This window comes from Bradyrhizobium sp. ORS 86, from assembly GCF_045571475.1.
GTDB lineage: Bacteria > Pseudomonadota > Alphaproteobacteria > Rhizobiales > Xanthobacteraceae > Bradyrhizobium.
Genome location: NZ_CP120699.1, coordinates 7,435,523 through 7,460,569, shown reverse-complemented (window position 1 = coordinate 7,460,569; position 25,047 = coordinate 7,435,523). Strand labels below are relative to the sequence as shown.

The window sequence follows — 25,047 nt, the reverse complement described above, 5'->3', positions numbered from 1 at the left end:
AGGCAAAACGCCATGAGCGACAACCAGATGGTCCTCCAATCCCTCGACCAGGGCCTGCTCACGATCATGATGAACCGTCCCGATCGGCGCAACGCGCTCAATCCCGACATGACGCGCGGGCTGGTGGATGCGGCGCGCCGCGCGCAGGACGATCCCGAGGTGCGCGCGGTGCTGATCAAGGGCGCCGGCGGCACGTTCTGCGTCGGCGGCGACGTCAAGTCGATGGCGGAAGGGCGCGCGCCGCTGCCGTTCGAGACCAAGATGGCGAACCTGCGCCGCGGCATGGAAGTCTCGCGCATCCTGCATCAGATGCCGAAGCCGGTGGTGGCGCAGCTCGACGGCGCGGCGGCCGGCGCCGGGCTGTCGATCGCGCTGTCCTGCGATCTCCGCGTCGCCAGCGCCTCCTGCAAGATCACGACCGCCTTCGCCAAGGTCGGCTTCTCCGGCGACTATGGCGGCACCTATTTCCTCACCAAGATGCTCGGCAGCGCCAAGGCGCGCGAGCTCTATCTGATGTCGCCGGTGCTGTCGGCACAGGAGGCCCTTGGTCTCGGCATGGTGAGCAAGGTGGTGCCAGATGCCGAGATCGATGCGGCGGCGCTCGAAGTCGCGCGATCGCTGGCGCAGGGACCGTCGGTGGCGCTCGGCTACATCAAGCGCAACATCAACAATGCCGAGACGATGACGCTGGAAGCCTGCTTCGACGGCGAAGCGATCCATCACTCGCGCGCCGGCGAGACCGCCGACCACAAGGAGGCGGCCAAGGCCTTCGTCGAGAAGCGCAAGCCCACCTTCCAGGGACAGTAACCGATGGCCGAGTACATGCGGCTGCGGCAGATCTGCCTGGTGGCGCCGCAGCTCGAGCCCGTGATCTCGGACATCTCCGCGATCATGGGCCTCGACGTCTGCTACCGTGACGGTAACGTCGCAAAGTACGGCCTGGAGAATGCGCTGCTGCCGGTCGACACCATCCTTCTCGAGGTGGTCGCGCCGTTCCAGCCGGGCACGGCGGCCGGCCGCTTCATCGAGAAGACCGGCGGCCGTGGTGGCTATATGGCGATCTTCTGTTGCGAGGATCCCGACGCGCGCGGTGCCAAGGCCAATGCGATGGGCGTGCGCACCGCCAACGTGATCACGCACGCGCCCTATCACGGCGTGCAACTGCACCCGCGTGATTGCCGCGCTGCCTTCATCGAGTTCAATCATACCGACGGCAGTGACGACATTCTCGGCCCCTATCCGCCGGCCGGTCCCACCTGGCAGCAGTCGATCCGCAAGGATACGACCCTGGCGCTGACCGAGGTCGAGATGCAGAGCCCCGAACCGCAAGCGCTGGCGGAGCATTGGGGCAGGATCATCGGCATCGCCGCAACCGACACGACGCTGAAGCTGCCGAACAGCACCTTCCGCTTCGTCAAGGGCGAGACCGAGATCATGAGCGGCCTGACGTTCAAAGTCGCGAACAAGACGATGGTGCTGGAAGCCGCGAAGGCCAGGGGCTGCGCGGTGCCGGGTGACGAGTTCCTGCTCTGCGGCGTGAGATTTAAGGTGACGACCTAGTTGGTCGTCATTGCGAGGAGCTCGCGACAAAATTGCAAAGCAATTTTGCGCTGAAGCGACGAAGCAATCCATATGCTCCGCATATGCCGCGCGATGGATTGTTTCGCGGAGCCTATCATCGGGCGCGCATTCGCGCGACCCGTTGGCTGGCAATGACGGAAGACTGTAGCCCGGATGGAGCGCTTTGCGGCGGATGAGCAGCACCCGGATTGCGCTCCGCTCCATCCGGGCTACGTATCTACGACCGGTCATCCTTCGAGGCGGCCGCGTTGCGGCCTCCTCAGGATGACGGGCGTAGGATTGAGCTCGTTGCGGCAATTCAATATCGTTGGCGCCAACAACAACAATCGGAAACGTCCCCATGCCGCATCCGCTCGATTCCTTCTTCGCACCAAAGAGCATCGCACTGATCGGCGCTTCGCGCGATCACGAGAAGATTCCGGGCCGGCTGCTCGGCATGCTGCGCAAGAACGGCTATCCGGGCAACCTCTATCCGATCAATCCGAACTACGACGAGATCGACGGGCTGAAATGCTTCAAGTCGATCGCCGACATCGGCGCGCCGATCGATCTTGCCGTTATCGTCATCCCCGCCCGCGCGGTGTTGGCGGCGCTGGAGCAGTGCGCGGCCGTCGGCGTCAAGAACGCCGTCATCATCTCGTCCGGCTTTGCCGAGGAGGGTGGCGACAGCGCGGCGATGCAGGATGCGATCGTGGCGCTGGCGCGGAAGACGGGCATGCGGATCTCGGGCCCGAACGCCGAAGGCTTCTACAGCCAGGTGCAGAAGGTCGCCGCCACCTTCAGCCCGACCGTCGACGTCAAGCCGGACGCGCCCGATCTGGTCGCGAGCCAGCGGCGAATCGGCATCGTCGCGCAGAGCGGTGGCATCGGCTTTGCGATCTATCACCGCGCCAAGGCGCTGGGTGTCGCGCTCAGCTACGTCGTCAGCGCCGGCAATGAGAGCGATCTCGGCGCCGGCGAGTTCCTCGACTACATGGTTCAGGATGCATCCACCGATGTGATCCTGCTGTTCATCGAGGGCATCCGCGACGTCGACAAGTTCACGGCGGCGGCGAAGCGGGCGGCGGAACTCAGGAAGCCCGTGATCGTGACCAAGGTCGGCCGCTCCGGTGCCGGCGAGCGTGCGGCCGCCTCGCACACCGCGAGCATGGCGGGCTGGTCGGCGGCCTATGACGCGGTGTTCGCCAAATACGGCTTCATCGTCTCCAACGACCTCGATGAGGCCGTGACGATCGCCGCCGTTCTCACCACCAATCCGCTGCCGAAGGGCGATCGCGTCGCGGTGCTGACCGTCTCCGGCGGCGCCGGCATCTGGAGTGCCGACACGGTGTCGATGCAAGGCCTGCGCGTGCCCGAGCTCTCAACGGCGGTCCAGAGCCGGATCAAGCAGTGGATGCCGTCCTATGGCGCGGCGGGCAATCCGGTCGACGTGACCGCGCAGGGCGTCTCCAGCGGCGGCTTGCAGAAGAGCATCGAGCTGTTCGATTCGTCCGATGAAGTCGACGCGACGCTGGTGGTGCTGTCGCTGTCGAGCGAGACGCGGATGCCGTTCAAGGAGGACGAGCTGAAGCCCGTGATCGCGGCGCAACGGAAGCCCGTGGTGTTCTATTCCTACACGCTGCCGTCGCAATTCGCGCGGCGGGAGCTGGCGAAATCCGGCGTCGTGGTGCTCTCGGGACTGACGCATGTCGGAGTCGCGATGCGGCGCTTGGCCGACTATGCGAAGTTCAGGCTCGTGCCGGAGATGGAGAGCGTGGCGTCGCCGGGGCACGATCTCTCTGTGTATCTGAAATCGAAGGTGCTGTCCGAGTTCGACAGCAAGTCGCTGCTGCGCGCGGCCGGCATCGCGCTGCCGGAAGAGGTGCTGGTCACCGAGCGCGACGGGCTCGACGCCGCACTCGCGCAGGCCGGATTTCCTGTTGTCATGAAGATCCAGTCACCTGATATCCCGCACAAGAGCGAGCTCGGCGGCGTTCGCATCAACATCCGGTCCAAGGGTGAGGCGTTCACGGCCTATCGCGATATGCTGGAGAACGTGCAAGCGCACCGGCCGCAGGCCGCGATCCAGGGCGTGCTGGTCGGGCCGATGGCGAAGAAGGGCGTCGAGATCATCGTCGGCACCATGATCGACAAGACGTTCGGGCCGATGGTGATGGTCGGGCTCGGCGGCATCACCACGGAGCTGTTCAAGGATGTGGTCTATCGTCCGGCACCGGTGAGCGCGGCGGAGGCATCGGCGATGCTGGAGACGCTGAAGGCCGTGCCGCTGCTGCAGGGATTCCGCGGCGCGCCGAAGGCGGATGTCGCAGCGCTGGCGCGATTGATCTCGGAGATATCGCTGCTGGCGGCCCGGCACGCCGGCGAGATCGCGGAGATCGAGGTCAATCCGGTGCTGGTGCACCCGGAGGGGCAGGGCGTCACCATCGTCGATGCGCTGGTGGTGCCGAGAAAGTAGTGACTTCCCCTCACGTCGCCCCGGCGAAGGCCCGGGCCCATAACCACCGAATTGAATTGTGAGAGAAGCCGACGCCGCTTGTACCCTTTCCGCGGACCGCGGCGTATGGGTCCCGGCTTCGCCGGGACGACCGTGTTGAGAGAGCCGCGTTTGCGCGCTTACCGGCCCTTGAAGTTGGCGATGCGGCGCTCGGCTGTTGCCTTGACGCCTTCCTTGAAGTCTTCGGTGGCGCGCAGCTTGGTCTGCTCGACCAGCTCATGGTTGGTTGCGGCGAGCACGCGGTCGGCGAGCCCGGCGCGCATCGTGGCGCGGGTGGACACGAGGCCGAGCGGCGAGCATTCGGCGATCTCCTGCGCGAGCTTCATCGCGGCAGCGCGCACCTGGTCCTGCGGCACCAGCACGTTGGCAAGGCCCCAGCGATAGGCCTCCTCGCCGGTGACGCGGCGGCTGGTGTAGAACATCAGCTCCGCATTGTTCTTGCCGATCAGCTCCGGCAGCGTCGCGGTGAGGCCGAAGCCCGGATGAAAGCCGAGCTTGGTGAAATTCGCCGAGAACCGCGTCTCGGGGCAGGCGACGCGGAAGTCGGCCGAGACGGCAAGCCCGAGGCCGCCGCCGATCGCGGCACCATGCACGGCCGCGACGATCGGCTTCTTGTTGCGGAAGATGCGCACCGCCTGAACGTAGAGGTGGTTGATTGGCAGGTTCGAGGCTGGATCGGTCTTGGCGCGCTCCTCCTGCTCCTGGCGGGCCGGATCGCCGAAATTGGCGCCGGCGCAGAACGCCTTGCCTTGCGCTGCAAGCACCGAGCTGCGGATCTCGATGTTGTTGTCGAACTCCTCCAGCGCGTCGGCGATCTGGTTGATCAGCGAGACGTCGAAGAAGTTCAGCGGGGGTTTGCGGATTTCGATCAGGCCGACGTGGCCGTGGGTTTCGACGCCGATATCAGTGTACTTGGTCATGATCTGTCCTCGTTGAATCTGTGTGGGCTCGCGCGGCTAGCGCAGGCCCAGGCCGCGGGCGATGATGCCGCGCAGCACCTCGGTGGTGCCGCCCTGGATCGTCAGCTTGGGCGCGGTCTTGATGGCGAAGTCGAGCTGCTTTTCCAGCGTCTCGCGGTTGGTGACGGTCTCCTCGACGAAGGCGGCAAGATCGCGGACGCGATGCGGGAGCTGCTGCTCCCACACCGTGCCGATGTCCTTCACGATGGAGGCTTCCACCACCGGCTCCTTGCCGGCCTGCAACATGCCGGCGACCGACACTGACATGCGGCGCATGGTGTGGACCTGCGCCACCAGGCGTCCGATGCCTTCCGCGCTGCGGGTGTCCGGATTCTTGCCGACGGCGCGCACCAGCTCGGTCAGCACATAGTAGGTCTCGAGGAAGCGTTCGGGGCCGCTGCGCTCATAGGCGAGCTCGGAGGTCGCCTGCTTCCAGGCTCCGTCGATCTCGCCGAGCACGTGATCGTCGGGCACGAAGTAATCGGTGAACACCACCTCGTTGAACTCGCGCTGTCCGGTGATCTGGCCGATCGGGTTCACCTGAATGCCCGGCTGCTTCATCTTGACCAGGAACTGGGTCAGGCCGTGGCGGCGGTTCTCCTTGGTCGGCGGCGAGGTGCGGAACAATGCGATCATGTAATCGGCGATGTGCGCCGACGAGGTCCAGATCTTGGTGCCGTTGATCAGATAGCCGCCGTCGGTCTTGGTCGCGCGGGTCTTCGCCGCGAACAGGTCGGAGCCGGAGTTCGGCTCGCTCATGCCGATGGCGAAGCAGAGCTCGCCGCGGCAGATCCGCGGCAGGATATCCATCTTGATGTGCTCGGGCGCGTATTTCAGCAGCACCGGCCCGCTCTGGCGGTCGGCGACGAAGAAGCGCCGGGTCGGCGCGTTCGCCACCCGCATCTCCTCGGTCACCACATAGCGTTCGAGGAACGAGCGTTCCTGGCCGCCATATTTCTTTGGCCAGGTCATGCCGAGCCAGCCCTTGGCGCCGACGCGGCGGGAGAACTCGGGCGCGTCATTGTCCTCGCGGTTGGGCGCATGGGGATCGAAGGTGCCGGCGGCGATTTCCTCGGCGAGGAAGGCGCGCACCTCCTTGCGGAGCTGCTCGCACTTTTCCGGCAGGCGGATCGGATCGAAACGAAGGGCTGCGGTCATGTGATGTCTCTAATGTCCGGATCTCAGCGCGAGGCCACCAGCGGCCACAATTCGTCGGCGCCACGGTCGGCGACGCGCTTGCCGAGCTCGACCGCCCAGTAGCTCTCGGAGCCGAAATCGTCGCGCCAGGCGAGCGCACGCAGCGAGTAGCGGTGCAGAATATGCTCGACGGTGAAGCCGATCGCGCCGTGCACCTGATGCGCGATGCCGCCGCCCTTTTCCGCCGCTTCCGAGCAGCGGATCTTTGCGGACGCCGCTTCGAGGAACACCGCGTCAGTGTCCAGCGACGTCGCGTTGACGATGGTGTCGGCTGCCGAGGTCGCCGCGGCCAGCGCCGCGGCGGACTCGCCGGCGAGACGGGCAAGGTTGTGCTGCACGGCCTGGAATTTCGAGATCTTCTTCTCGAAGGCGACGCGCTCGTTGGAATAGCCCACCGAGATATCCAGCAGCGATTCCAGTGCGCCTGCGATCTGCAGGCTGCGCACCACGCCGCCCATCAGCATCAGCGTGGTCTGGTCAAAACCCTTCGGCGCGGGCTTGAGGGAGATCGGCTGCACCTTGTCGAGCGTGACGGTGTCACTGTGATCGCCGCCGAGGCCGATGCCGGATTCGATCCGGCACTTCGCGGCGTCGACCAGCGCGATCGACGTGCCGCCATTGCCGTGGGCCAGCACCGCGACATGCTTCGCCTCTTTCGCGAACGGCACGCCGCGGGCGCGGCCGGAGAGACTGCCGTCGGCATTGAGCGTGATGCGGTCCTTCGGGCTTGCCGGCACCACCGTCATCTCGCCTTCGGGGGAGGCGATCTTCGCCTGCGTCAAGAGCCATCCGGCGAGCATTGTTTCGGCCAGCGGAACAGCGATCGCATGCCGCCCGGCAACGTTGAGGACGCTGAAGCCTTCGGCGAGGCTGGCGCCGGAACCGCCGAGATCGTCCGGCACCCAGGAGAGCGGCAGGCCGGCTTCGGTCAGCGCCTGCCACAGCGGCGCTTTCCATGCGCCCTGCTTGTCGTGATTGATGGTTTGGGCATCTGCGAGATCGGCGAAAATCTTTTCCGCAGTCTCGGCAACGATGTTCTCACTCTCCGCCACAGCGTTCCTCGTGTTGATTTGGCTAGAGCCGGCTCTCGGCCGGTCATGCTTCGCGGTGTTGTCTTGCGCTCAATGATGCGGAAAAGCCATAGCTGTGACAAGCGCTGCCCGCAGGGCCGCTTGCGGCTGCGGCATGCGAACAGCCATGCGACGAATCTAATTCCGCAGTGCGGATTTCGCAGATTTTCCGGGACGGCCGCGCGCAATATGGTATGCCCCCGCCGGACTTCATGTGTCAGAGAACAACGAAGAGGAAAACGCAGATGTCGAAGGAAGGTTTGTGCGCGATCGTGACGGGATCGGCATCGGGACTCGGCGCCGCCACCGCGCAAATCCTCGCCACGGCCGGTGCGCGCATCATCATCAACTATTCCAACAGCAAGGCGGAGGCGGAAACCACCGCGGAAGCCTGCCGCAAGCAGGGCGCCGAGGTGCTGGCGGTGCAGGGCGATGTCTCGCGCGATGAGGACTGCAAGAAGATCGCCGCCGCCGCGCAAGGTTGGGGCCGCCTCGACGTGCTCATCAACAATGCCGGCACCACCAAGCATGTGCCGCATCACGATCTCGACGGGCTCACGGCGGAGGACTTCCAGCGCATCTATGCCGTCAACACCATCGGCCCGTTCCAGATGGTGCGCGCAGCGCGCAGCCTGCTTGAGGCCGGCGCAAAGGCCTCGGGCCGGCCGTCGGCGGTGGTGAACGTCTCCTCGGTCGCCGGCATTTCCGGCGGCGGCTCGTCGGTCGCCTATGCCGCGAGCAAGGGCGCGCTCAACACCATGACGCAGTCGCTGGCGCGCGCGCTCGCGCCCCTGATCCGCGTCAACACGGTGTGCCCGGGCTATATCGATACGCCATGGTTCACCAAGGGTCGTGGCGAGGCAGGCGCCAAGCAGGTGCGCGATGCCGTGGTGGCGCGGGTGCCGCTGAAGGTGGCGTCGACGGCGGAGGACATCGCCAATCTGGTCTGCTTCCTGGCGAGCCCCGCGTCGAGCAACATGACCGGCGAGTTCGTCCGCATGGACGCCGGCATGCATTTGATTCAGTGAATGTGATTCAGTGAATTGAACGTCGTCATTCCGGGATGGTGTGTTAGCACCAGACCCGGAATCTCGAGATCCCACAATTCGCAATTGCGAATTGTGGTTCGATGCTACGCATCGCCCCGGGATGACGCCTACGGCGTCATCTGTTGCTCGAATCCGGGATCACACGCGCCGCGACCAGCCGGTTCCAGATAAACAGCACCACCACCGCGCCGATCGTGGCGGTGATGAAGCCTGCACCCTGCTCGGGCCCGTAATGGCCGATCGCCTGGCCGACAAAGGTGGCCAGGAACGCGCCGGCGATACCGAGCACGGTGGTGAGAATGAACCCGCTCGGGTTGTTCGGCCCCGGCGACAGGAAGCGCGCAATGATGCCGGCGACGAAGCCGACGATGATCACCCAGATGATGCCGCTCATATCAGTGGTCCTCCTCGGATGGAATCAAACCGCCGTTACAGCCTGCCGCTCAGCTCGTCACCGCTCGGCAGCCGCCCGTCCGGCGTCAGGTGATTGATCGCGTCGGGCAAGTACCGGCTCAGGCCCTGCAGCAGATCGTCGCGCGACATGCCGCTTTGCGACGCCAGCGAGTCGATCTGGTCGGCGCCGAGCGCGTTGGCGAGATCACCGGGCGAGATCTGCTTGTTGGGGCCGTTGCTCACCCAGGAATTGGCCGCGTCGCCGTGACCCTTCTGCTGGAGCTGGTTGAGCAGGTCGCCGAGGCCGCCGCTCAAAACCGTGCCGGCCGCGCCGCCGGCGAGCAGTCCGCCGAGGCCGCCCTTGAGCACGTCGGAGAGTCCGCCGGACCCGCCGGGAAGGCCGGCGGTCACATTGCCGGGCGGCAGCGGAGCCTGTGACGGCGTCGGCGTCGGAGCCGCGGTGCCCGGCTGGTTGCCGCCGGTGAAATGCTTGACGGCTTTCCAGGCGAGCAGCGCCAGAATGGCCATCGTCATCGGCGACATTCCCCCGCCGCTGGAGCTGTCGGATTGTGTGCTTGGCGCGCTCGGTCCGCGGGGGCCGTTCTGCATGCCGTTGAGTACATCGAGTAAACCCATGGTCGTCTCCTGCCGCAACTGTGCCCCGAACGCGAAACATAGCTGCGGCCCATGACGGTTACAAGGCGACACGCCCGCGCGGCGGAGCGCCGAATAGGCAGGCATCCCAAGGTCTGCTATCGAGCCATAATTGAACGGATGCTCGGGGAGATGAACAGGGATCGGCCGATCGGCATTGCAGGCGCCGGCAGCATCGGCTGCTTTGTCGGTGGCATGCTGGCGGCATCCGGCCGCCGCGTCGCGCTGCTGGCACGGCCGCGCGTCATGCAGGAGATCGCGGCCGGCGGCCTGCGGGTCACCGATGTCGACGGCTCCGAGCAAGTTGTCGCAGCCGATCGGTTGATGCTGTCGGACGATCCGTCGATCCTCGCCGACGTACGCGTGCTGCTGGTCACGGTAAAGAGCGCCGACACGCGCGAGATCGCCGATCTGATCGCGCGCCATGCTTCGCCCGATGCCGTCGTGGTCAGTTTGCAGAACGGCGTCGGCAACGTGCCGCTGCTGCGCGAGCGGCTGCCGGGCCGCAGCGTGCTCGGCGGCATGGTGCCGTTCAATGTGGTGGCGCTCGGCGATGGCCGCTTCCATCGCTCGACCTCGGGCGACATCGTGATTGCCCGCGACGCCGCCGGCACCGCCGCACGCCTGTCGGCACCGGGTCTCGCCATCCGCGCGACCTCCGACATCGCCGGCGTGCAGTGGGGCAAGCTGATCGTCAATCTCAACAATGCGCTGAACGCGCTCTCCGATATTCCGCTGCGCCAGCAGCTCGCGCAACGCGACTGGCGGCGCCTGTTCGCCGATCAGATGGCGGAAGGAATGGCTGCGGTGCGCGCCGAGGGCATCAGGCCGGTGTCGCCGACGCCGCTGCCGTCGAGCTGGATGCCGCCTCTGCTGCGGCTGCCGGACACACTGTTCATGATGCTGCTCGGCCGCACCATGAAGATCGATCCCGGGGCACGTTCCTCGATGTGGGAGGATCTGCAGCGCGGCCGCCGCACCGAGATCGACTATCTGCAGGGCGTCATCACCGCGATCGCCGATCGTCGCGGGCTGGATGTGCCGCTGTCGCGCCGCGTCATCCAACTGATCCGGAGGGCGGAGGCCGACGGCAAGGGCTCGCCGGGGCTGACGCCCGAGCAGATCCGCGGTGTCGTGTCATGATTGCGGCCGCGATTGCGTTGCCGCATGTGGGGAGGAAGCCATGAAGCCGGTTTGCATCGTGCTTGTCGCGCTTGCGGCGTTCACTGCGTGGTCCGCGCAGGCCGCGCCGCCGACCGTGGTGCCGTCGCCGGGCTATGATGCGCGGTTGCAGGAGCAGCGAGCGCGGATGGCCGCATCAGGCGAGCGGCCGGTGCCGGCTGCCAGGCACATTGCGCCACGACATCGCAAGCGTAACCACACCCATTGATGCTCGGTCGTTCTCGGCCACCATTTGAATGGGGCGGTCCGGGATGACGGTGTTCGTCCTCGTGTTTGGCTTTGTGCTGAGCCTGACCGCTACAGCAAGCGCGGCCGACTATGCCGGCGCCACGTGGCTATTTGCGTCAGCGCGACATTCGGCTGTACTGCTGCACGCCGAGAACATGACGAGGCGATGTCAGCTCCGCTTCGCCGGCCGCCCCGGGGGCGATGGCTGAAAAGTGAACAGCTTCTTGAGATCATCGAGGCTTTGCGACAGCCGGGGCCATTCGCACGAGAAGGAGTTCTTGGCGCACTGCGCGGCCCTGATGCGCGCGGCCTGCTTGACCGGGCTTGCGACCGGGATCGGCACGCGCGCCGGTACACTGTGCACCGTGGCCGGCGGGATCTGCTTGGGCTGCGATTGTTGCTGTGGCGGTGGTTGCTGCAGCTTTTCCTCTTCCTGAAGCTGCTTGGCGTTGAGCGCCGCGACGATGTTCGAGCGGCGCTGCTGCTCGAGATAAACCGTGTATTCCTGATCGATCTTCTTCTGCTCGTCCGGCGTCGGATTGGGACCCGCGATGTCGAAGCTGCGGTCCTGCATGAAGTCGTAATAGGTGTAGCCGCCGCCGGGCTTGCGGCGCCCGGCAAACTTGGCGTTGCACTCGCCGAGTTGCGCGGTCTTGTCTTCCTTCGTCTTCGCCTTCTCGGCGATATCGGCGCATTCCTCGAAGTCTTTCGGTCCGCTGCGCCACCACTGCGCATGCGCGGTCACCGGCGCCAGCTCAAGGCAGGCGGCCACCGCGGCAATGGCATATACCGATGAACGGCTCGCAATCACGGACAAGGTCCCAGCGCAAATCAGCGGTCACGATTTCCGCCAATTTTTGCCATTTTGGGGCAGCTTGTCACGTCCGTTGTGGAAGATTGCGGTGCCTGTGCGGTGTGACGGATCGGACACAACGGTCAAAATTGACCTGTATTCTCAATATCAAGGGCTGGTTCCCTTGTGTGACGCGGTTCGTGCCGCCCACGGTAATGTGGAACTTGGAAGCCTCGACCGCGGCCGCAATCGCCGCCGAGACCTCGCTCACAATCCGTGTCCTACACCGAACGCAGATGGTTGCGGCGGCCCGGATCGCCGAGCGCCACGCGGCAGAAGCTCGCCGCGACCGCCACCACGTCCTCGAGCGGTTGCGGATATTGCTTCGACACCCAGCGCAGCGCGATCGAGATGACGGCGCCGACCATGCCGTTCGACAGCAGCACCGCGGTCGAGCCCTTGCCGCTTCGCTTCGGATCGATCAACGGCGGCACCAGGATGTCGCTGAAGGTGCGCAAGGCATCGAGCTTGACGGCATCGACGGCGGGACTGATGCCGGAGATCTCGAGCAGGAAGACGCGCGCCGGCTTGGGATGCTGCCTCAGCCGCGTGAAATACAGCGTCAGCGCCGCGCGCAATCTCGCCTCGGCGTCGTGGCCTGCGGCAGTGGCTGCTGTCGCCATCTCCTCATGCAAATGGCCGACGACGTGGGTATAGGCCGCGATCAGCAGTGCCTCGCTGTTGGCGAAGGATTCGTAGAAATAGCGCTCGGTGAGCTCGGCCGCCTCGCAGATCGCCTTCACGGTCGCACCGCGATAGCCGACCTCGCCATAAACCTCGATCGCCGCGTCGATCAGCTTGAGCCGCCGCTCAGTGCGGCGTTCCTCGGCGTCCATGCCGCCATAGAGGCGGGCTTTCCGGCTGCTTGCCATGAAAGTGTATTGACATGGCGTGTTGTCAGATGTCAAGTATCTGACAAGAATTGTTGTCAAATCGAACGGTCACGGGAGGCCGAAGGAGAGTCGAGGCAATGTCCGCTCATTTCGATGTGTTGATCGTGGGCGCCGGGCTGTCCGGCATCGGCGCCGGCTACCACTTGCAGACGAAGTGTCCGGACCGCAGCTATGCCATCCTCGAGGGGCGCGACTGCATCGGCGGCACCTGGGACCTGTTCCGCTATCCCGGCATCCGCTCCGACTCCGACATGTACACGCTGGGCTATTCGTTCCGCCCCTGGACCGAGCCGAAGGCGATCGCCGACGGCGCGTCGATCCTGAAGTATGTGCGGGAGACCGCGCGCGTCTATGGCATCGACAAGAACATCCGCTTCAATCACCGCGTCGTGCGTGCCGACTGGTCGTCGGCGGATGCGCAATGGACGGTCGAGGTCGAGCGCGGCGCGGAGAAGACGATCGAGCGCTTCACCTGCAACTTCCTGTTCATGTGCAGCGGCTACTACAAATACGAGCACGGCTACACGCCCGATTTCCCCGGCATCGCCGAGTTTGCCGGCCGCGTCGTCCATCCGCAGAAATGGACCGACGACATCGACTATGCCGGCAAGAAGGTCGTGGTGATCGGCAGCGGCGCCACCGCGGTGACGCTGGTGCCCGAGATGGCCAAGCGAGCGACGCATGTCACGATGCTGCAGCGTTCGCCGACCTATGTCGTGGCACGTCCCGACAAGGACAAGGTCGCCGACTGGCTGCGCGCGCGGCTGCCGGCGAAGCTCGCCTATGGCATCACGCGCTGGAAGAACGTGCTGTTCGGCATGTATTTCTACCGGCTCTGCAAGCGCGATCCCGAGCGCGTCAAGAAGCTGATCCTCGGCGGCGTGCGCCACGCGCTGGGGCCGGACTACGATATCGCCACACATTTCACGCCGCGCTACAATCCATGGGACCAGCGGCTCTGCCTGGTGCCGAACGGCGATCTGTTTCGGTCGATCCGCAGCGGTGCCTCGTCGGTGGTCACCGACCAGATCGAGACCTTCACGTCCCGGGGCATCAAGCTTAAATCCGGCAAGGCGCTCGACGCCGACATCGTGGTGACCGCGACCGGGCTCGATCTCCAGGTGCTCGGCGGGCTCGAGATCAATGTCGACGGGAGCAGCGTCGATCTTTCGAAAACCATGAACTACAAGGGGCTGATGTATAGCGGCGTGCCGAACCTTGCCGCGGCCTTCGGCTACACCAACGCGTCCTGGACGCTGAAATGCGACCTGACCTGCGAATATGTCTGTCGCATGCTCAATTACATGAAGGCCAACGGCTACGCGCAGGCGACGCCGCGGCGGAACGATCCGACCGTCGCTGAACTGCCCTGGGTGGATTTCTCCTCCGGCTACATCCAGCGCGCTGCCGCCAAGTTCCCCAAGCAGGGCTCGCGCCGGCCGTGGCGGCTTTACCAGAACTACGCGCTCGACATCGTCAGCCTGCGTTTCGGCTCGATCAAGGACGAGGCGATCGAATATCTGCCGGCCGGCCGGATCGCGGCCGCCATCGGATCAGCATCGAAGCCGGCGGGGCAGACGGCGTAGGAACCGGTTCGCGCACGGCCGACCTGCCTTCGACTTCGTGCATGCCGACATCGTCGCAGACTGGCGATCCGCTGGCGGCTCTGCTATGGAGGGCCACGCCCGCGAACAACGGGCTCGCGGTCCCGTAGCTCAGCCGGATAGAGCGACGGTTTCCTAAACCGTAGGTCGGAAGTTCGAGTCTTCCCGGGATCGCCACTCGCCCCGAGGCGGGTAAGTTCTCTCCCAATCTTCGACGGCTTTCTCGGACTGTCATCCGGGTCGCCGCTCGCCCATGCAGCGCCGGCCGAGACAAGTGCCCTTCGTCACTTTCAGTGTTAGCGGCATCCGTGCTGCGATGGGATGTCCGGGAAATTGCCCATGCCCGGAGACTGAACCAGCGCCGCCCGCGATTATACTCCGCTGGGGCGGCGCTGCGCGTTTGCGGCTGTGTCGCGGCGCGCGCCTGCGGCATATGATCTTCGCCACCTGGCGTATCGGCGCCGGGGAGCGGCAATCGCTGGCCTCCGGCGAAGCCTGGTAGGCGCGGCAAAGGCGGCCGCTCTCGTCATGTGACTTTTGCTGGACGCCTCATCCGCCGGGGGCGATAACGGCTCGGAAGACCATCCCAAAGCACGCCGCATGCCGAAACCTCCTCCCGTTCCGTCCGCTGGTCGCGGGCAAAATCAGTCCCAGGCGCTGCAACGTGCGGCGGTCGCGTTGCAGATGGGGCAGCTCGTCGAGGCCGAGCGGCTTGCAGCCGAGGTGCTGAAGGCGAGCCGCACCGACGTCGCTGCGGCGTCGATCCTGGCGCGGGCGCTGATCGCCCAGAACCGGAGCGGGGAGGCGATCGCGCCGCTCGAGCGTGTCGCGCGCCGCATCGAAGATGCTGCCATCGAGACCCTGCTCGGCGCGGCACTCGGCGGCGCCGGGCGCCGCGACGAGGCGATCGACCTGTTGCGCCGGACCACCGCGCGCTGTCCGCCATTCCCGCCGGCGTTTCAGGAGCTGGCAGGGCAGTTGGCCGGGGCCGGACGCCTCGACGAGGCGGTGGCTGTCGTCGAGCGCGCGCTTGACCTCGCACCAAATGCTGTAGAGCTGGAGCTCAGCCTTGCGCGTCTGCTGCTTCACCGCAATGAGCGCGCCCGGGCACGTGCGCTGCTTGTCAAGGCGCGCGCCGCAGCGCCTGGGCATCCCGAGGTCCTGACGACGCTGGCGCGTGCGCTGCTGCTCGACGGCGAATGCGCCGCCGCTGCGGATCTCTACCGCCAACTGCTGGCGCTGCGTCCCGAGGATGCCATGCTGCGCGCCGATTTCGCCGCCTGTCTGCTGGAGATGGGGCAGCGCGAGGCCGGCGAGGCCAACCTGCGTCAGGCCATGCGCGGCCGGCCGCAGATGATCGGACGCGCCACCTACGCGCTGGCGCTATCGTCGCACGGCCGCTTCTTCTTTCGTCCAAGCGCAGTGAAGAGATTCCTGAGCGAGCCGGGCTGACGTGGGAGAGGGCCGTCTGGCTGCTGTGTCCACCAACCATAACGTCATTGCGAGCGGAACAATCCATGGTCCCGCATATTCGGAAGCATGGATTGCTTCGTCGCGGAGGCTGTCACCGGGCGCGTTCGCGCGACCTTGGCTCCTCGCAATGACGGCGCTGGTGTCAAGATCGCGCCACACACTCCCGTCGTCCCGGCCTAGTGCGCAACGCGCACGGGGGCCGGGACCCATTACCCCGAATGTTCATTGTTGCGCGACGGTGGGGCCACGATCCCGTTCATCATCAAATCCGGTGGTGATGGGTCCCGGCCCCGTGCGCGTTGCGCATTAGGCCGGGACGACGGGAGTGGATGGGGATCTTGGTCGTCGCCAGAGACGACGCATGGAGAGAGACGCGGAGGCATCCTCTTCCGCGGTAGTTCAGCTTCCGGGGCGACCGGCGAGTTGCGGCACGAACATGTCGCTCCACTTCGCCGGCTTGACCTTGATCGAGCCCGCCTTGTGCATGAACTCGGCGAATTGCATCACGCCTTCCGGTGTCGCGGTGAAGCGCGCGTCCTTGTCCTCGATCATCTGCTGCACCTCGGCGGGGTCAACCTTGACCTTCGAGTTCTTGGCGTAGATCTCGGCGGCGAGCTTCTTGTCCTTGGCGATCAGCGCAGTGGCATCGTCCATCGCCTCGATGAAAGCCTGGGTCATCTTGGGGTTGGCGTCGACAAACTTCTTCGGTGCAAAGGTGACGTCGAGCGTAAGATTGCCGAGATAGTCGACCGAGTTGAGCACACGGTGGATGCCCTGGCTCTTGGCTTCCAGATACTGGAACGGGGGCGAGGTGAAATGGGCCTTGACCTCGGTCTTGCCGCCGACGAGGGCCGCCAGCGCCTCCGGATGCGGCAAGCTGATCGTCATCGGATCCATCTTGGCGTAATTGGCATCGCCGAATTCCTTGGCGGCGATCATCTGGAGCACGACGGCGGCGAGCGAGGTCTTGATGCCGGGCAGCGCGATCTTGTCGGTCGGGGTGAAGTCCTTGAGCGACTTCAGCTCCGGCTTGTTCGCCATCAGCCACAGCGAAGTCGAGCTCATGCCCGAGACGCCGACGACCTCGACGCCGGGGATGCCCTTGGCCTTGGCCCAGAGCGTGACGAAGCCCGGCGCGCCGGTGCCGGCGAAATCGAGCGTGCCGGCCATCATCGCGTCGTTGATGACGTTGCCGCCGTCAAGCATCAGCCAGGTCACCTTGATGTCGCCGAGCCCGGCGGCCTTAGCGCGCTTCTCCAGGAACTGCTGGTCCTGCATCACGATCAACGGCAGATAGAGGATGCCGAAGCCCTTGGAGATGCGCACTTCGCTGACCTCGGCGCGGGCCGGGGCGCCGAGCGCTGCCGCGAGCACCGCGGCAGCCGCGAGCGAGCGGACGATGGTCTTCAATGTCATGTATTTCCTCCTTCTTGGAATGGCGGCCATTCGGCCTGGTTACAGTTGTCGTCAGTGCTGCATGCCCCAGCGACGGATCGTCCTGCGCTCGATGTTGGCGAAGATGACGTTCTCAACGAAGAGGCCAATCAGGATCACGGTGAAGAGGCCGGCGAACACGTTCGCGGTCTCGAGCTGGTTGCGGTTCTCGTAGATGAACCAGCCGAGCCCACCCGAGCCTGACGAGACACCGAAGACGAGCTCGGCGGCGATCAACGTGCGCCAGGCGAAGGCCCAGCCGACCTTGAGGCCGGTCAGGATCGCCGGGAAGGCTGCCGGGATCAGGATGAGGCGCACCAGCTTCAGGCCGCGCAGACCGTAGTTCTGCCCGACCATCCGCAGCGTGTTCGAGACCGAGCGGAAGCCGGCGTGGGTGTTGAGTGCGATCGCCCAGAGCACCGAATGCACCAGCACGAAGATGATGCTGCCGGTGCCGAGCCCAAACCAGATCAGCGCCAGCGGCAACAGCGCAATCGCCGGCAGCGGATTGAACATCGAGGTCAGCGTCTCCAGCAGGTCGGCGCCGATCCGCGAGCCGATCGCCAGCGTCGTGAGCAGCGCCGCCAGGCCGATGCCGATGCCATAGCCGATGACCAGCGTCTGCAGCGAGACCAGCATGCGCTGCGGGATGACGCCGCTCGCGACGTTGCTGACGAAAGCTTCGACGGTTTGGCCAAAGGTCGGGAACAGCAGCGGGTTGCCGAGCCAGCGGCCATAGATTTCCCAGGCCACGGCGAGGACGGTGAGGATCGCCGTCTTGCGCACGAAGCCGAGACGATAGATCCGCTCGGCCGGGCTGAGCGTCTTGGCGACCACGGGGGCGTCGCCCGACTGGACGTCGCGGATGATTTCCGGACGGAAGCTGACGAGATCGGTCATGTCGGTCGCCTCGGCTCAATGGCTCGCGAAGAGCATGTCGTTGATGCGGGTCTCGAGCGCGGCTTGCTTGCCGGTGCCCATCTCTTCCGGCGGCACGCTGTTGAGCTCGGCCTTGACCTCGCCCGGATGCGGCGAGAGCAGCAGGATGCGCGTGCCGACGCGGATCGCCTCCTCGATCGAATGGGTGACAAAGAGCACGGTGAAGTGCGTGTCGTCCCACAGCCGCAGCAATTCGTCCTGCATCTTGCGCCGCGTCAACGCGTCGAGCGCGGCGAACGGCTCGTCCATCAGCAGCACGTCGGGTTCCATTGCCATGCCGCGGGCGATGGCGACGCGCTGCTTCATGCCACCAGAGAGGGTGTGCGGATAGCTGTCGATGAACTTGGTCAGGCCGACCTTGTCGATATAGGCGCGCGCCCGTTCCTCCGCCTCTCCTTGGCCGGCGCGGCCGGAGGCGGTCAGGGCGAACACCACGTTCTCGCGCACCGTCTTCCAGGGCAGGAGCTGATCGAATTCCTGGAATACCATCATTCGGTCGGGACCTGGCCCCGACACCTTGCGCCCTTTCAGGCTGATCTGCCCCTCGACGGGAGTGAGATAGCCGCCGATCGCCTTCAGCAGGGTCGACTTGCCGCAGCCGGACGGGCCGAGCAGCACGAAGCGGTCGGACGGATAGACCTCGAAGGAGACCCGGCGCGTCGCGGTCACCACGGCGTCAGGCGTCTTGTACTGGAGCGTCACACCCGCTACGGAAAGCAGCGGCGACGCGAATGCGGCATCAGATGGCGCGAGCATGTGGCCCTCCCTTGTGTTGTGCCTCGTGTTGTGTCCCTGCGCACTTATGGGCGCTTGGGGGATGAGATAGCGTGGCTCACTGACGCGAAACTGACTCAGGACGCCGGAGGCTCCCGTTTGCGGGTACTCGTTGTCGAAGACACCGTCGATATCGCCGAGGCCGTGGTCATGCGCCTCGAGAAGATCGGCCACGCCGTGGACTGGGAGCGCGACGGCCTGACCGCCGCCGAGCTGCTTGAAGTGCAGCCCTACGACCTCGTGATCCTCGACCTGACGCTGCCGGGTCGGGACGGAATTGCGATCCTGAAGGGCATGCGCAGCCGCAAGCTCGCGACGCCGGTGCTGGTGCTGACCGCCCGTTCCGCCGTCGACGAACGGATCGGCGCACTCGATCTCGGCGCCGACGACTATCTGGTCAAGCCCTTCGACTATGGCGAGCTCGAAGCGCGCGCCCGTGCCCTGCTGCGTCGCAGCGCAGGCCAACCCGACAACCTGCTGCGGGTCGGGCCGCTGGTCATCGACCGCGCCGGCCGCGTCGCGACCGTCGCCGACAGGCCGCTCAATCTGACCAGGCGGGAGCTGACGGTGCTCGAAATCCTGGCGGCGCGGCCCGAGCGCATCGTTCCCAAGGAAGAGCTCGTCGAGCAGCTCTTCAATTTCGATCAGGAGGCGAGCCCCAACGCTGTCGAGCAATTCGTGGCGCGGCTGCGACGCAAGCTCGGCGATGCGCCGATCGAGATTCGCACCCTGCGCGGCCTGGGCTATCAACTTGCGGCACTTTGATCTGCGCCACTCGCTGCGCATCCGCATCATCGCCGTCTTGTCGGCGGTGCTGGCGCTCGGCGCGGTGATCCTCGGCTTTGCCGGCTGGCGTTCGGCCACCATTGCCGCGCAGCAAGCCTATGACCGCATGCTGAGCGGCGGGGCGATCCAGATCGCCGAGAACGTCTATGTGCAGGGCGGCGTTGTGACGCTCGAGCCGCCCGTATCCACCATCGCGGCGCTCGCGGCCTACGATCTCGTCTTCTACAAGGTTGTCGACCCCCGCGGTGTCGTCGTGGCCGGCTACGAAGACCTCGCCTCCGAAGCGAAGCCCGAACAGATTCGCAATGGAGTGGTGATCGAGGACGGACTTTATCAGGAGCAGCCCGTTCGCATCGCTACTGTCGCCAAGCAGATCGAAGATCCTGCGGTGGGCGGCTGGGTGACCATCGTGCTGGCCCAAACCACCGAAGCCCGGCGTGCCCTGACGCGTGACCTTACGTTGAAGGCGCTCGGCGTCATCGCGGTGATGAGTGCGCTCTCGCTGCTGGCAACGGGCTATGCCGTCACCTTCGCCCTGAAGCCGCTCACGCGCATCGAGCGCGAGATCGTTGAACGCCGCCCGGATGATCTGCGGCCGCTTCAGACCGAGCCGCCGGTCGAAATCCGCAACCTCGTGCATGCCATCGATGATTTCATGCGGCGGCTCTCGGATCGCATCTCGCTGATGCAGCGCTTCATTGCCGATGCCGCGCACCAGATCCGCACCCCTCTGGCGGCGCTCGACGCCCAGGTCGAAATCCTGTCGGCGACGCCGCCGTCGCGGCAAAAGGCCGTCACGGTGGCGCGCATTCGGGAGCGGACGTCCGAGTTGGGCCGGCTCACCGGCCAGCTTCTCGATCACGCCATGGTCATTCACCGGGCTGACGCTGTCGCCATGACGCCTATCGACCTCAACGGGCTGGCAAGGGGCGTGCTGGCCGCGGCGGTTCCGTTGTCGCTGCCGCGCGAGGTCGACATCGCTTTTGTACCGGCGGAGCTGGCGCCAGTCGTGAATGGCGACGCGGTCAGCCTGCGTGAAGCGCTGGGTAATCTCATCGACAACGCGCTGAAACATGGCGCTCGCAGCAGGCTCGTCGTGTCAGTCGGTGCCGATGACGGCAGGGCATGGATCGAAGTCGCCGACAATGGTGACGGATTTGCCGTTCCGCCAGACGACGTCATGCGGCCCTTCGCGAAGGGACCGGAGTCCACCGGCTCCGGTCTCGGCCTTGCCATTGCGGCCGAGGTCGCTCGGGCGCACAAGGGAGAAATCGCGATCTGCCGCGAGGCAGCGATGACGCGCGTTCGTCTGCTGCTCACGACATAAGTGCGGCAGTTGGGTCGCGTTCGGCGTTTAGATCAGCCGCATTCCCTTCAGGCTCGCATGTCCGTTCTTGCCGACGATGATGTGGTCGTGCACCGCGATCCCGAGCGGTCTCGCAATTTCGACGATCGCCTTCGTCATCTGGATGTCGGCCTGCGACGGTGTCGGGTCGCCGCTCGGATGATTGTGCACCAGGATCAGCGCGGTCGCCGACAGTTCGAGCGCGCGCTTGATCACCTCGCGCGGATAGACCGGCGTGTGGTCGACGGTGCCGGTCTGCTGCACCTCGTCGGCGATCAGTTGGTTGCGCTTGTCGAGGAAGAGCAGGCGAAACTGCTCCTTGTCGGCAAAGGCCATGCCGGAGCGGCAGTAGTCTATGACGTCGTTCCACGACGACAGCGCGACACTGCGCCTGATCTCGCCCTTGGCGATTCTATCAGCGGCGGCGGCGATCAGCTTGAGCTGGTTGATCGAGGCGTCCTTGACGCCGTCGATCTCGCGCAGCCGCGCCACCGGCGCATGCACGACCTCGGCGAATGAGCCGAACGTCTTCAACAGCGCCTTGGCGAGCGGCTTGGTGTCGCGGCGCGGGATCGCGGCGAACAGCGCCATCTCCAACAGCTCGTAGTCGCTCAGTGCCGCCGGCCCCGCCGCGTAGAAGCGCTCGCGCAGCCGCTCGCGATGGCCGTGATAGTGCGGCGTCTCGTCGGATTCGGTCGGGCTGTCGGCGGGCTTGGCGGGCATCGGTCACAACCATGCCGTGCCCGCCGGGTTTTGCAAGAGCCGATGCTAATTCCCGGTTTGCCTCGGCCGAACCGTTGACCTACCGTTCGTCATCCTGGAAATATCGGGAGAGGTGTGGCCGTGACGTCATTCAAGGTGATCCGGGCGCGCGCCGAGAAGCGCAAGGGCGGTGCGAAGGCGCTGGAGAAGGTGCTGCCACAGGTGGCGACAGCGAAGGCGCTGGCCAGGCTCGGCGACGACCGCGTGCTCGCTGAAATGACCAAGCGCGTGTTCTGCGCGGGCTTTGCCTGGAGCGTGATCGAGGCCAAATGGCCGGGGTTCGAGGAGGCTTTCCTCGGCTTTCAGCCGGCCAAGCTCGCCTTCAAGCCCGACGAATTCTGGGAAGAGCTCACCAGCGACGCCAGGATCGTGCGCAACGGCGCCAAGATCATGTCGGTGCGCGACAACAGCCGCTTCGTGCAGGAGATCGCGCGCCAGCACGGCAGCTTCGGCAAGTTTCTCGCGGCCTGGCCGTCAGCGGACGAGGTCGGGCTATTGGACTTGCTGGCCAAGCGCGGTAGCCGGCTCGGCGGCAATACCGGGCAGATGCTGCTGCGCTTTCTCGGCTGGGACGGCTTCGTCACCTCGCGCGACGTGGTTGCCTGCCTGCGCGACGCCGGGCTCGGCATCGCCGAGGAGGTCAAGTCGAAGCGCGATCTCGCCAGGGTGCAGGTGCAGTTCAACGCCTGGGCGAAGGAGACCGGCCTGCCCTACACCCACATCTCGCGCATCTGCGCGATGTCGATCGGAGAGAATTATACGCCCGAGGAGATCAGCGCGCGGACGCGGAGCGATGCATGATCGCTGCCGCCGCCGATTATGCCGTCACACCGCGACCCAGGGCTTCTCGCCGTGGCGCTCGGACAGCGTGAAGATCTCGACGCCGTCGGCGGTGACGCCGACCGAATGCTCGAACTGGGCCGACAGCGAGCGGTCGCGGGTCACCGCAGTCCAGCCGTCGGACAGGATCTTCACATGCGGCTTGCCGAGATTGATCATCGGCTCGATGGTGAAGAACATGCCGGGTCGCAGCGTGACGCCTTCACCGGGGCGGCCGATATGAATGATATTCGGCTCGTCGTGGAACAGGCGGCCGAGGCCATGGCCGCAGAAATCACGCACCACGCTCATGCCTTGCGGCTCGACATAGCTCTGGATGGCATGGCCGATGTCGCCGGTGGTGGCGCCGGGCTTGACCGCGGCAATGCCGCGCATCATCGCTTCATAGGTCACCTCGATCAGCCGCTCGGCCTTTCGCGCGATGCCGCCGATCGCATACATCCGGCTCGAATCGCCATACCAGCCGTCGACGATGAAGGTGACGTCGATGTTGACGATGTCACCCTCCTTCAGCGGGCGGTCGCCGGGCATGCCGTGGCAGACCACGTGATTGATCGATGTGCAGGTCGAGTAGCGATAGCCGCGATACATCAGCGTCGCCGGATAGGCGCCGTGATCGAAGGCGAACTTGCGGACGAACTCGTCGATGACGGAGGTCGGCACGCCGGGCTTGACGATGTCGGTGAGCGCGTCGAGGCACTTCGACACCAATGCGCCCGCCTTGCGCATGCCGGCAAAGCCGCTTTGCCCGTGCAGCTTGATTTGGCCGGTCTTGCGCAGGGAGGTGTCGGTGGCGTCGATATAGCTCATGAGCGGGTCAAGTCTGGAGGAAGGGGCTGATCTCAAAGGACAATGTAATGATCGGGGCAGCCGGTGCAAGCCAAGGTTGGGCATGGGGACGATGCCCAAACGCCTGATTTCCGGGCAAGATCCGGGCCCGCTGATCCGAAGCAGCGTCGGAGGTCACCTCTCCCCGACGGCAGAGGTCCGCCGAAGCTGCCCGCGAGTGGGTTCAACCTAACCCCATCCCGCTTTAGCTGGACACCTCGACCACGCTTTCGACCGGGAGGGCGCCGCCGCGGACGCGGAGTTCCCGCACCGGATAGGGCACGCGGATGCCGTGACCCTTGAAGGCATCCCACAGCGCCAGCATCACGTCGCTCTTCACCCTGTCCATGCCGTCGGGATCGGCGATCCAGAAGGTCAGCGAGAACTTCATGCCGAACTCGGCGAATTCGGTCAGAATGCAGCTCGGCGGCCTGCCCTTGATGGCGCGCTCATGGGCTGCGGCGGTGTCGATCGCGAGCTGGCAGACCAGCCTCGGATCGGCATCGTAATTGGCGGCGAAGGCGATCTTCACCAGGGTGTTCTTGTCGGTATAGGTCCAGTTGGTGACCTTCTGCGTCACCAGATCCTCGTTCGGGATCAGGAATTCGCGGCCGTCGCCGGCGGCGACCGAGATGTAGCGCGTCTTCATCGCGCTGATCTTGCCCGAGCTGTCGCCGATCGTGACGAGGTCGCCCGGCTTCACCGATTTGTCGACCAGCAGGATCAGCCCGCTGATGAAGTTGGCAACGATCTTCTGCAGGCCGAGGCCGATGCCGACGCCCGCCGCACCAGTGAACACCGCAAGCGCCGAGAGGTTGATGCCGACCGCGTCGAGCGCAATCGCGATCGCCATTACCATCAGCCCGATGCGGATGATCTTGACCAGCAGCACCTGGATCGAGGGCGTCAGGTCAGTGGAGCGGTTGATGCGGCTCTCGGCGTAATTGCTGGCGATGTTGGTCAGCCACAGCGCCACGATCAGGAGCGCGCCGGCCTTGATCAGCAGCAGTGGGGTCAGCCTGAGGCCGCCGACCACGACCGCGACCGAATCCAGCGTGTCGGCGGCCCAGTCGAGCTCGCCGATGATGCTGAGCGCTGCGACCACCCAGGCCGCGATCGAGACCAGCTTGACGATGAAGGCGTTGTCGATCACCGACGTCACCAGGCGGATGACCAGCCAGGCCAGCGCCAGCTTGGCCGAGACCGCGATCAAATAGCTGCGGCTCGGCCAGGTCGCGTGCCACATCACGATCCGCGAGGTGATCATCAGCACCGCGAACACCGCGGTCGAGGCGCTGGCCACCATCACGCGGGCGAAGTGCCGGAGCGGCAGCGGCCAGCGCGTCGCCAGCGACGACATGTCGCCCCGGGCATGAATGGCGGTATCGGCGGCGTAGGAAATCCCGGCGGCCGCGAGGATGATGCCGAATTGAAGATAGAACCAGGGCGAGGCGATCTCGGCGCCGACCGAGCGCGCCGCCATTTGGATGGCTTCCAGGACGTCCTTGAGGCTCATGTCCATCGGCAAGATCTCAACTCAAGCGCGGGTCAGGCAAATGTGATTCGAATGGCCGGTAGAATCCCACAAAGGCGGGCAAGCGACCATCGATACAACACAGTGTCGAGGCGATCTGAGGCTGTAAAACCGGGCACATTGCCGCTGATGACAGAAATGGGTTGGCGTCCAAGTGTGGCGACGATAAGGATGC

24 protein-coding genes and 1 tRNA gene are annotated in these 25,047 nt (G+C 65.4%); 12 read left to right on the top strand and 13 right to left on the bottom strand.

The annotated features are described in order from the left end of the window. Positions 1-12: 12 nt before the first annotated feature. The 3 genes from P6U25_RS34500 (at position 13) to P6U25_RS34490 (ending at position 4,036) form a co-directional block, all read left to right on the top strand. Positions 13-807, top strand: a complete 795-nt coding sequence (locus P6U25_RS34500; RefSeq protein WP_407149191.1) for an enoyl-CoA hydratase — start codon at positions 13-15, stop codon at positions 805-807. 3 nt (positions 808-810) lie between these two features. Beyond that, complete coding sequence (locus P6U25_RS34495; protein ID WP_407149190.1) at positions 811-1,560, top strand: hypothetical protein; 750 nt, start codon at positions 811-813, stop codon at positions 1,558-1,560. Between the two features lie 361 nt (positions 1,561-1,921). Next, the gene (locus P6U25_RS34490; protein WP_407149189.1) at positions 1,922-4,036 is read left to right on the top strand and encodes an acetate--CoA ligase family protein; all 2,115 of its coding nucleotides are present in this window, start codon (positions 1,922-1,924) and stop codon (positions 4,034-4,036) included. A 158-nt stretch (positions 4,037-4,194) separates the two neighbouring features. On the opposite strand, the gene P6U25_RS34485 is transcribed toward P6U25_RS34490, so the two are convergent. Genes P6U25_RS34485 through P6U25_RS34475 form a run of 3 tightly spaced genes read right to left on the bottom strand, consistent with a single transcriptional unit; the run spans position 4,195 to position 7,283 of the window. After that, positions 4,195-4,995 (bottom strand): enoyl-CoA hydratase/isomerase family protein, encoded by an 801-nt coding sequence (locus P6U25_RS34485; protein WP_407149188.1) that lies wholly within the window; start codon positions 4,993-4,995, stop codon positions 4,195-4,197. A 36-nt stretch (positions 4,996-5,031) separates the two neighbouring features. After that, a complete protein-coding gene (locus P6U25_RS34480) occupies positions 5,032-6,192 on the bottom strand; it encodes an acyl-CoA dehydrogenase family protein (protein WP_407149187.1) in 1,161 nt (386 codons plus the stop codon). Between the two features lie 23 nt (positions 6,193-6,215). Then, positions 6,216-7,283, bottom strand: coding sequence for an acyl-CoA dehydrogenase family protein (locus P6U25_RS34475; RefSeq protein WP_407149186.1), 1,068 nt, complete (start codon positions 7,281-7,283; stop codon positions 6,216-6,218). Positions 7,284-7,546: 263 nt separating this feature from the next. Between P6U25_RS34475 and P6U25_RS34470 the strand changes: the two genes are divergently transcribed. Next, the gene (locus P6U25_RS34470; protein ID WP_407149185.1) at positions 7,547-8,329 is read left to right on the top strand and encodes an SDR family NAD(P)-dependent oxidoreductase; all 783 of its coding nucleotides are present in this window, start codon (positions 7,547-7,549) and stop codon (positions 8,327-8,329) included. A gap of 136 nt (positions 8,330-8,465) precedes the next feature. Here P6U25_RS34470 and P6U25_RS34465 read toward each other — a convergent pair whose 3' ends face one another. Beyond that, entirely contained in the window at positions 8,466-8,744 is a 279-nt protein-coding gene (locus tag P6U25_RS34465) for a GlsB/YeaQ/YmgE family stress response membrane protein (protein ID WP_407149184.1), read from the bottom strand. Positions 8,745-8,779: 35 nt separating this feature from the next. Beyond that, positions 8,780-9,379 (bottom strand): YidB family protein, encoded by a 600-nt coding sequence (locus P6U25_RS34460; protein WP_407149183.1) that lies wholly within the window; start codon positions 9,377-9,379, stop codon positions 8,780-8,782. A gap of 150 nt (positions 9,380-9,529) precedes the next feature. Here P6U25_RS34460 and P6U25_RS34455 point away from each other — a divergent pair, with 150 nt between their 5' ends. Both P6U25_RS34455 and P6U25_RS34450 read left to right on the top strand, forming a co-directional pair. Next, a complete protein-coding gene (locus P6U25_RS34455; protein ID WP_407149182.1) occupies positions 9,530-10,540 on the top strand; it encodes a 2-dehydropantoate 2-reductase in 1,011 nt (336 codons plus the stop codon). Between the two features lie 40 nt (positions 10,541-10,580). After that, positions 10,581-10,787, top strand: coding sequence for a hypothetical protein (locus P6U25_RS34450; RefSeq protein WP_407149181.1), 207 nt, complete (start codon positions 10,581-10,583; stop codon positions 10,785-10,787). A 189-nt stretch (positions 10,788-10,976) separates the two neighbouring features. Here the strand turns inward: P6U25_RS34450 and P6U25_RS34445 are convergent, their stop codons facing one another. Both P6U25_RS34445 and P6U25_RS34440 read right to left on the bottom strand, forming a co-directional pair. Next, on the bottom strand, positions 10,977-11,618 hold the full coding sequence (locus tag P6U25_RS34445; protein ID WP_407149180.1) for a hypothetical protein: 642 nt from the start codon (positions 11,616-11,618) through the stop codon (positions 10,977-10,979). A 263-nt stretch (positions 11,619-11,881) separates the two neighbouring features. Then, positions 11,882-12,532, bottom strand: a complete 651-nt coding sequence (locus P6U25_RS34440; protein WP_407149179.1) for a TetR/AcrR family transcriptional regulator — start codon at positions 12,530-12,532, stop codon at positions 11,882-11,884. A 98-nt stretch (positions 12,533-12,630) separates the two neighbouring features. On the opposite strand from P6U25_RS34440, the gene P6U25_RS34435 reads away from it, so the two are divergent. From P6U25_RS34435 to P6U25_RS34425, 3 genes are all read left to right on the top strand, one after another. Then, positions 12,631-14,139 carry a flavin-containing monooxygenase gene (locus P6U25_RS34435; protein WP_407149178.1) on the top strand — a complete coding sequence of 503 codons (1,509 nt, stop codon included), beginning with the start codon at positions 12,631-12,633 and terminating at the stop codon, positions 14,137-14,139. A gap of 118 nt (positions 14,140-14,257) precedes the next feature. After that, positions 14,258-14,334, top strand: a tRNA-Arg gene (locus P6U25_RS34430). Between the two features lie 423 nt (positions 14,335-14,757). Continuing rightward, positions 14,758-15,609, top strand: coding sequence for a tetratricopeptide repeat protein (locus P6U25_RS34425; protein WP_407149177.1), 852 nt, complete (start codon positions 14,758-14,760; stop codon positions 15,607-15,609). A 420-nt stretch (positions 15,610-16,029) separates the two neighbouring features. Here P6U25_RS34425 and P6U25_RS34420 read toward each other — a convergent pair whose 3' ends face one another. From P6U25_RS34420 to P6U25_RS34410, 3 genes are read right to left on the bottom strand one after another with little or no spacing between them, the layout of a single operon-like run. Further along, a complete protein-coding gene (locus tag P6U25_RS34420; RefSeq protein WP_407149176.1) occupies positions 16,030-17,046 on the bottom strand; it encodes an ABC transporter substrate-binding protein in 1,017 nt (338 codons plus the stop codon). 51 nt (positions 17,047-17,097) lie between these two features. After that, the gene (locus P6U25_RS34415; protein ID WP_407149175.1) at positions 17,098-17,964 is read right to left on the bottom strand and encodes an ABC transporter permease; all 867 of its coding nucleotides are present in this window, start codon (positions 17,962-17,964) and stop codon (positions 17,098-17,100) included. Between the two features lie 15 nt (positions 17,965-17,979). Next, the gene (locus tag P6U25_RS34410; protein ID WP_407149174.1) at positions 17,980-18,759 is read right to left on the bottom strand and encodes an ABC transporter ATP-binding protein; all 780 of its coding nucleotides are present in this window, start codon (positions 18,757-18,759) and stop codon (positions 17,980-17,982) included. Between the two features lie 117 nt (positions 18,760-18,876). Between P6U25_RS34410 and P6U25_RS34405 the strand changes: the two genes are divergently transcribed. Together P6U25_RS34405 and P6U25_RS34400 are read left to right on the top strand one after the other, a co-directional pair. Then, positions 18,877-19,542, top strand: a complete 666-nt coding sequence (locus P6U25_RS34405; protein WP_407152695.1) for a response regulator — start codon at positions 18,877-18,879, stop codon at positions 19,540-19,542. Then, positions 19,529-20,890: a sensor histidine kinase gene (locus P6U25_RS34400; RefSeq protein WP_407149173.1), complete on the top strand. Its 1,362-nt coding sequence runs from the start codon at positions 19,529-19,531 to the stop codon at positions 20,888-20,890. Before P6U25_RS34405 ends, P6U25_RS34400 begins: the two co-directional genes overlap by 14 nt. A 27-nt stretch (positions 20,891-20,917) precedes the next feature. Here the strand turns inward: P6U25_RS34400 and radC are convergent, their stop codons facing one another. Further along, positions 20,918-21,631 carry a DNA repair protein RadC gene (gene radC / locus P6U25_RS34395; RefSeq protein ID WP_407149172.1) on the bottom strand — a complete coding sequence of 238 codons (714 nt, stop codon included), beginning with the start codon at positions 21,629-21,631 and terminating at the stop codon, positions 20,918-20,920. A 120-nt stretch (positions 21,632-21,751) separates the two neighbouring features. Between radC and P6U25_RS34390 the strand changes: the two genes are divergently transcribed. After that, complete coding sequence (locus tag P6U25_RS34390) at positions 21,752-22,471, top strand: DNA-3-methyladenine glycosylase I (protein WP_407149171.1); 720 nt, start codon at positions 21,752-21,754, stop codon at positions 22,469-22,471. A 24-nt stretch (positions 22,472-22,495) separates the two neighbouring features. Here the strand turns inward: P6U25_RS34390 and map are convergent, their stop codons facing one another. Next, positions 22,496-23,320 carry a type I methionyl aminopeptidase gene (gene map / locus P6U25_RS34385; protein ID WP_407149170.1) on the bottom strand — a complete coding sequence of 275 codons (825 nt, stop codon included), beginning with the start codon at positions 23,318-23,320 and terminating at the stop codon, positions 22,496-22,498. A gap of 223 nt (positions 23,321-23,543) precedes the next feature. Beyond that, on the bottom strand, positions 23,544-24,860 hold the full coding sequence (locus tag P6U25_RS34380) for a mechanosensitive ion channel family protein (protein ID WP_407149169.1): 1,317 nt from the start codon (positions 24,858-24,860) through the stop codon (positions 23,544-23,546). Between the last annotated feature and the right edge of the window lie 187 nt (positions 24,861-25,047).

Bases quoted from the DNA above. Each gene is read 5' to 3' on its own strand.
- P6U25_RS34500 (WP_407149191.1), top strand. From the start codon at position 13: ATGAGCGACAACCAGATGGTCCTCCAATCCCTCGACCAGGGCCTGCTC.
- P6U25_RS34495 (WP_407149190.1), top strand. From the start codon at position 811: ATGGCCGAGTACATGCGGCTGCGGCAGATCTGCCTGGTGGCGCCGCAG.
- P6U25_RS34490 (WP_407149189.1), top strand. From the start codon at position 1,922: ATGCCGCATCCGCTCGATTCCTTCTTCGCACCAAAGAGCATCGCACTG.
- P6U25_RS34485 (WP_407149188.1), bottom strand. From the start codon at position 4,995: ATGACCAAGTACACTGATATCGGCGTCGAAACCCACGGCCACGTCGGC.
- P6U25_RS34480 (WP_407149187.1), bottom strand. From the start codon at position 6,192: ATGACCGCAGCCCTTCGTTTCGATCCGATCCGCCTGCCGGAAAAGTGC.
- P6U25_RS34470 (WP_407149185.1), top strand. From the start codon at position 7,547: ATGTCGAAGGAAGGTTTGTGCGCGATCGTGACGGGATCGGCATCGGGA.
- P6U25_RS34465 (WP_407149184.1), bottom strand. From the start codon at position 8,744: ATGAGCGGCATCATCTGGGTGATCATCGTCGGCTTCGTCGCCGGCATC.
- P6U25_RS34460 (WP_407149183.1), bottom strand. From the start codon at position 9,379: ATGGGTTTACTCGATGTACTCAACGGCATGCAGAACGGCCCCCGCGGA.
- P6U25_RS34455 (WP_407149182.1), top strand. From the start codon at position 9,530: ATGAACAGGGATCGGCCGATCGGCATTGCAGGCGCCGGCAGCATCGGC.
- P6U25_RS34450 (WP_407149181.1), top strand. From the start codon at position 10,581: ATGAAGCCGGTTTGCATCGTGCTTGTCGCGCTTGCGGCGTTCACTGCG.
- P6U25_RS34440 (WP_407149179.1), bottom strand. From the start codon at position 12,532: ATGGCAAGCAGCCGGAAAGCCCGCCTCTATGGCGGCATGGACGCCGAG.
- P6U25_RS34435 (WP_407149178.1), top strand. From the start codon at position 12,631: ATGTCCGCTCATTTCGATGTGTTGATCGTGGGCGCCGGGCTGTCCGGC.
- P6U25_RS34425 (WP_407149177.1), top strand. From the start codon at position 14,758: ATGCCGAAACCTCCTCCCGTTCCGTCCGCTGGTCGCGGGCAAAATCAG.
- P6U25_RS34420 (WP_407149176.1), bottom strand. From the start codon at position 17,046: ATGACATTGAAGACCATCGTCCGCTCGCTCGCGGCTGCCGCGGTGCTC.
- P6U25_RS34415 (WP_407149175.1), bottom strand. From the start codon at position 17,964: ATGACCGATCTCGTCAGCTTCCGTCCGGAAATCATCCGCGACGTCCAG.
- P6U25_RS34410 (WP_407149174.1), bottom strand. From the start codon at position 18,759: ATGCTCGCGCCATCTGATGCCGCATTCGCGTCGCCGCTGCTTTCCGTA.
- radC (WP_407149172.1), bottom strand. From the start codon at position 21,631: ATGCCCGCCAAGCCCGCCGACAGCCCGACCGAATCCGACGAGACGCCG.
- map (WP_407149170.1), bottom strand. From the start codon at position 23,320: ATGAGCTATATCGACGCCACCGACACCTCCCTGCGCAAGACCGGCCAA.
- P6U25_RS34380 (WP_407149169.1), bottom strand. From the start codon at position 24,860: ATGGACATGAGCCTCAAGGACGTCCTGGAAGCCATCCAAATGGCGGCG.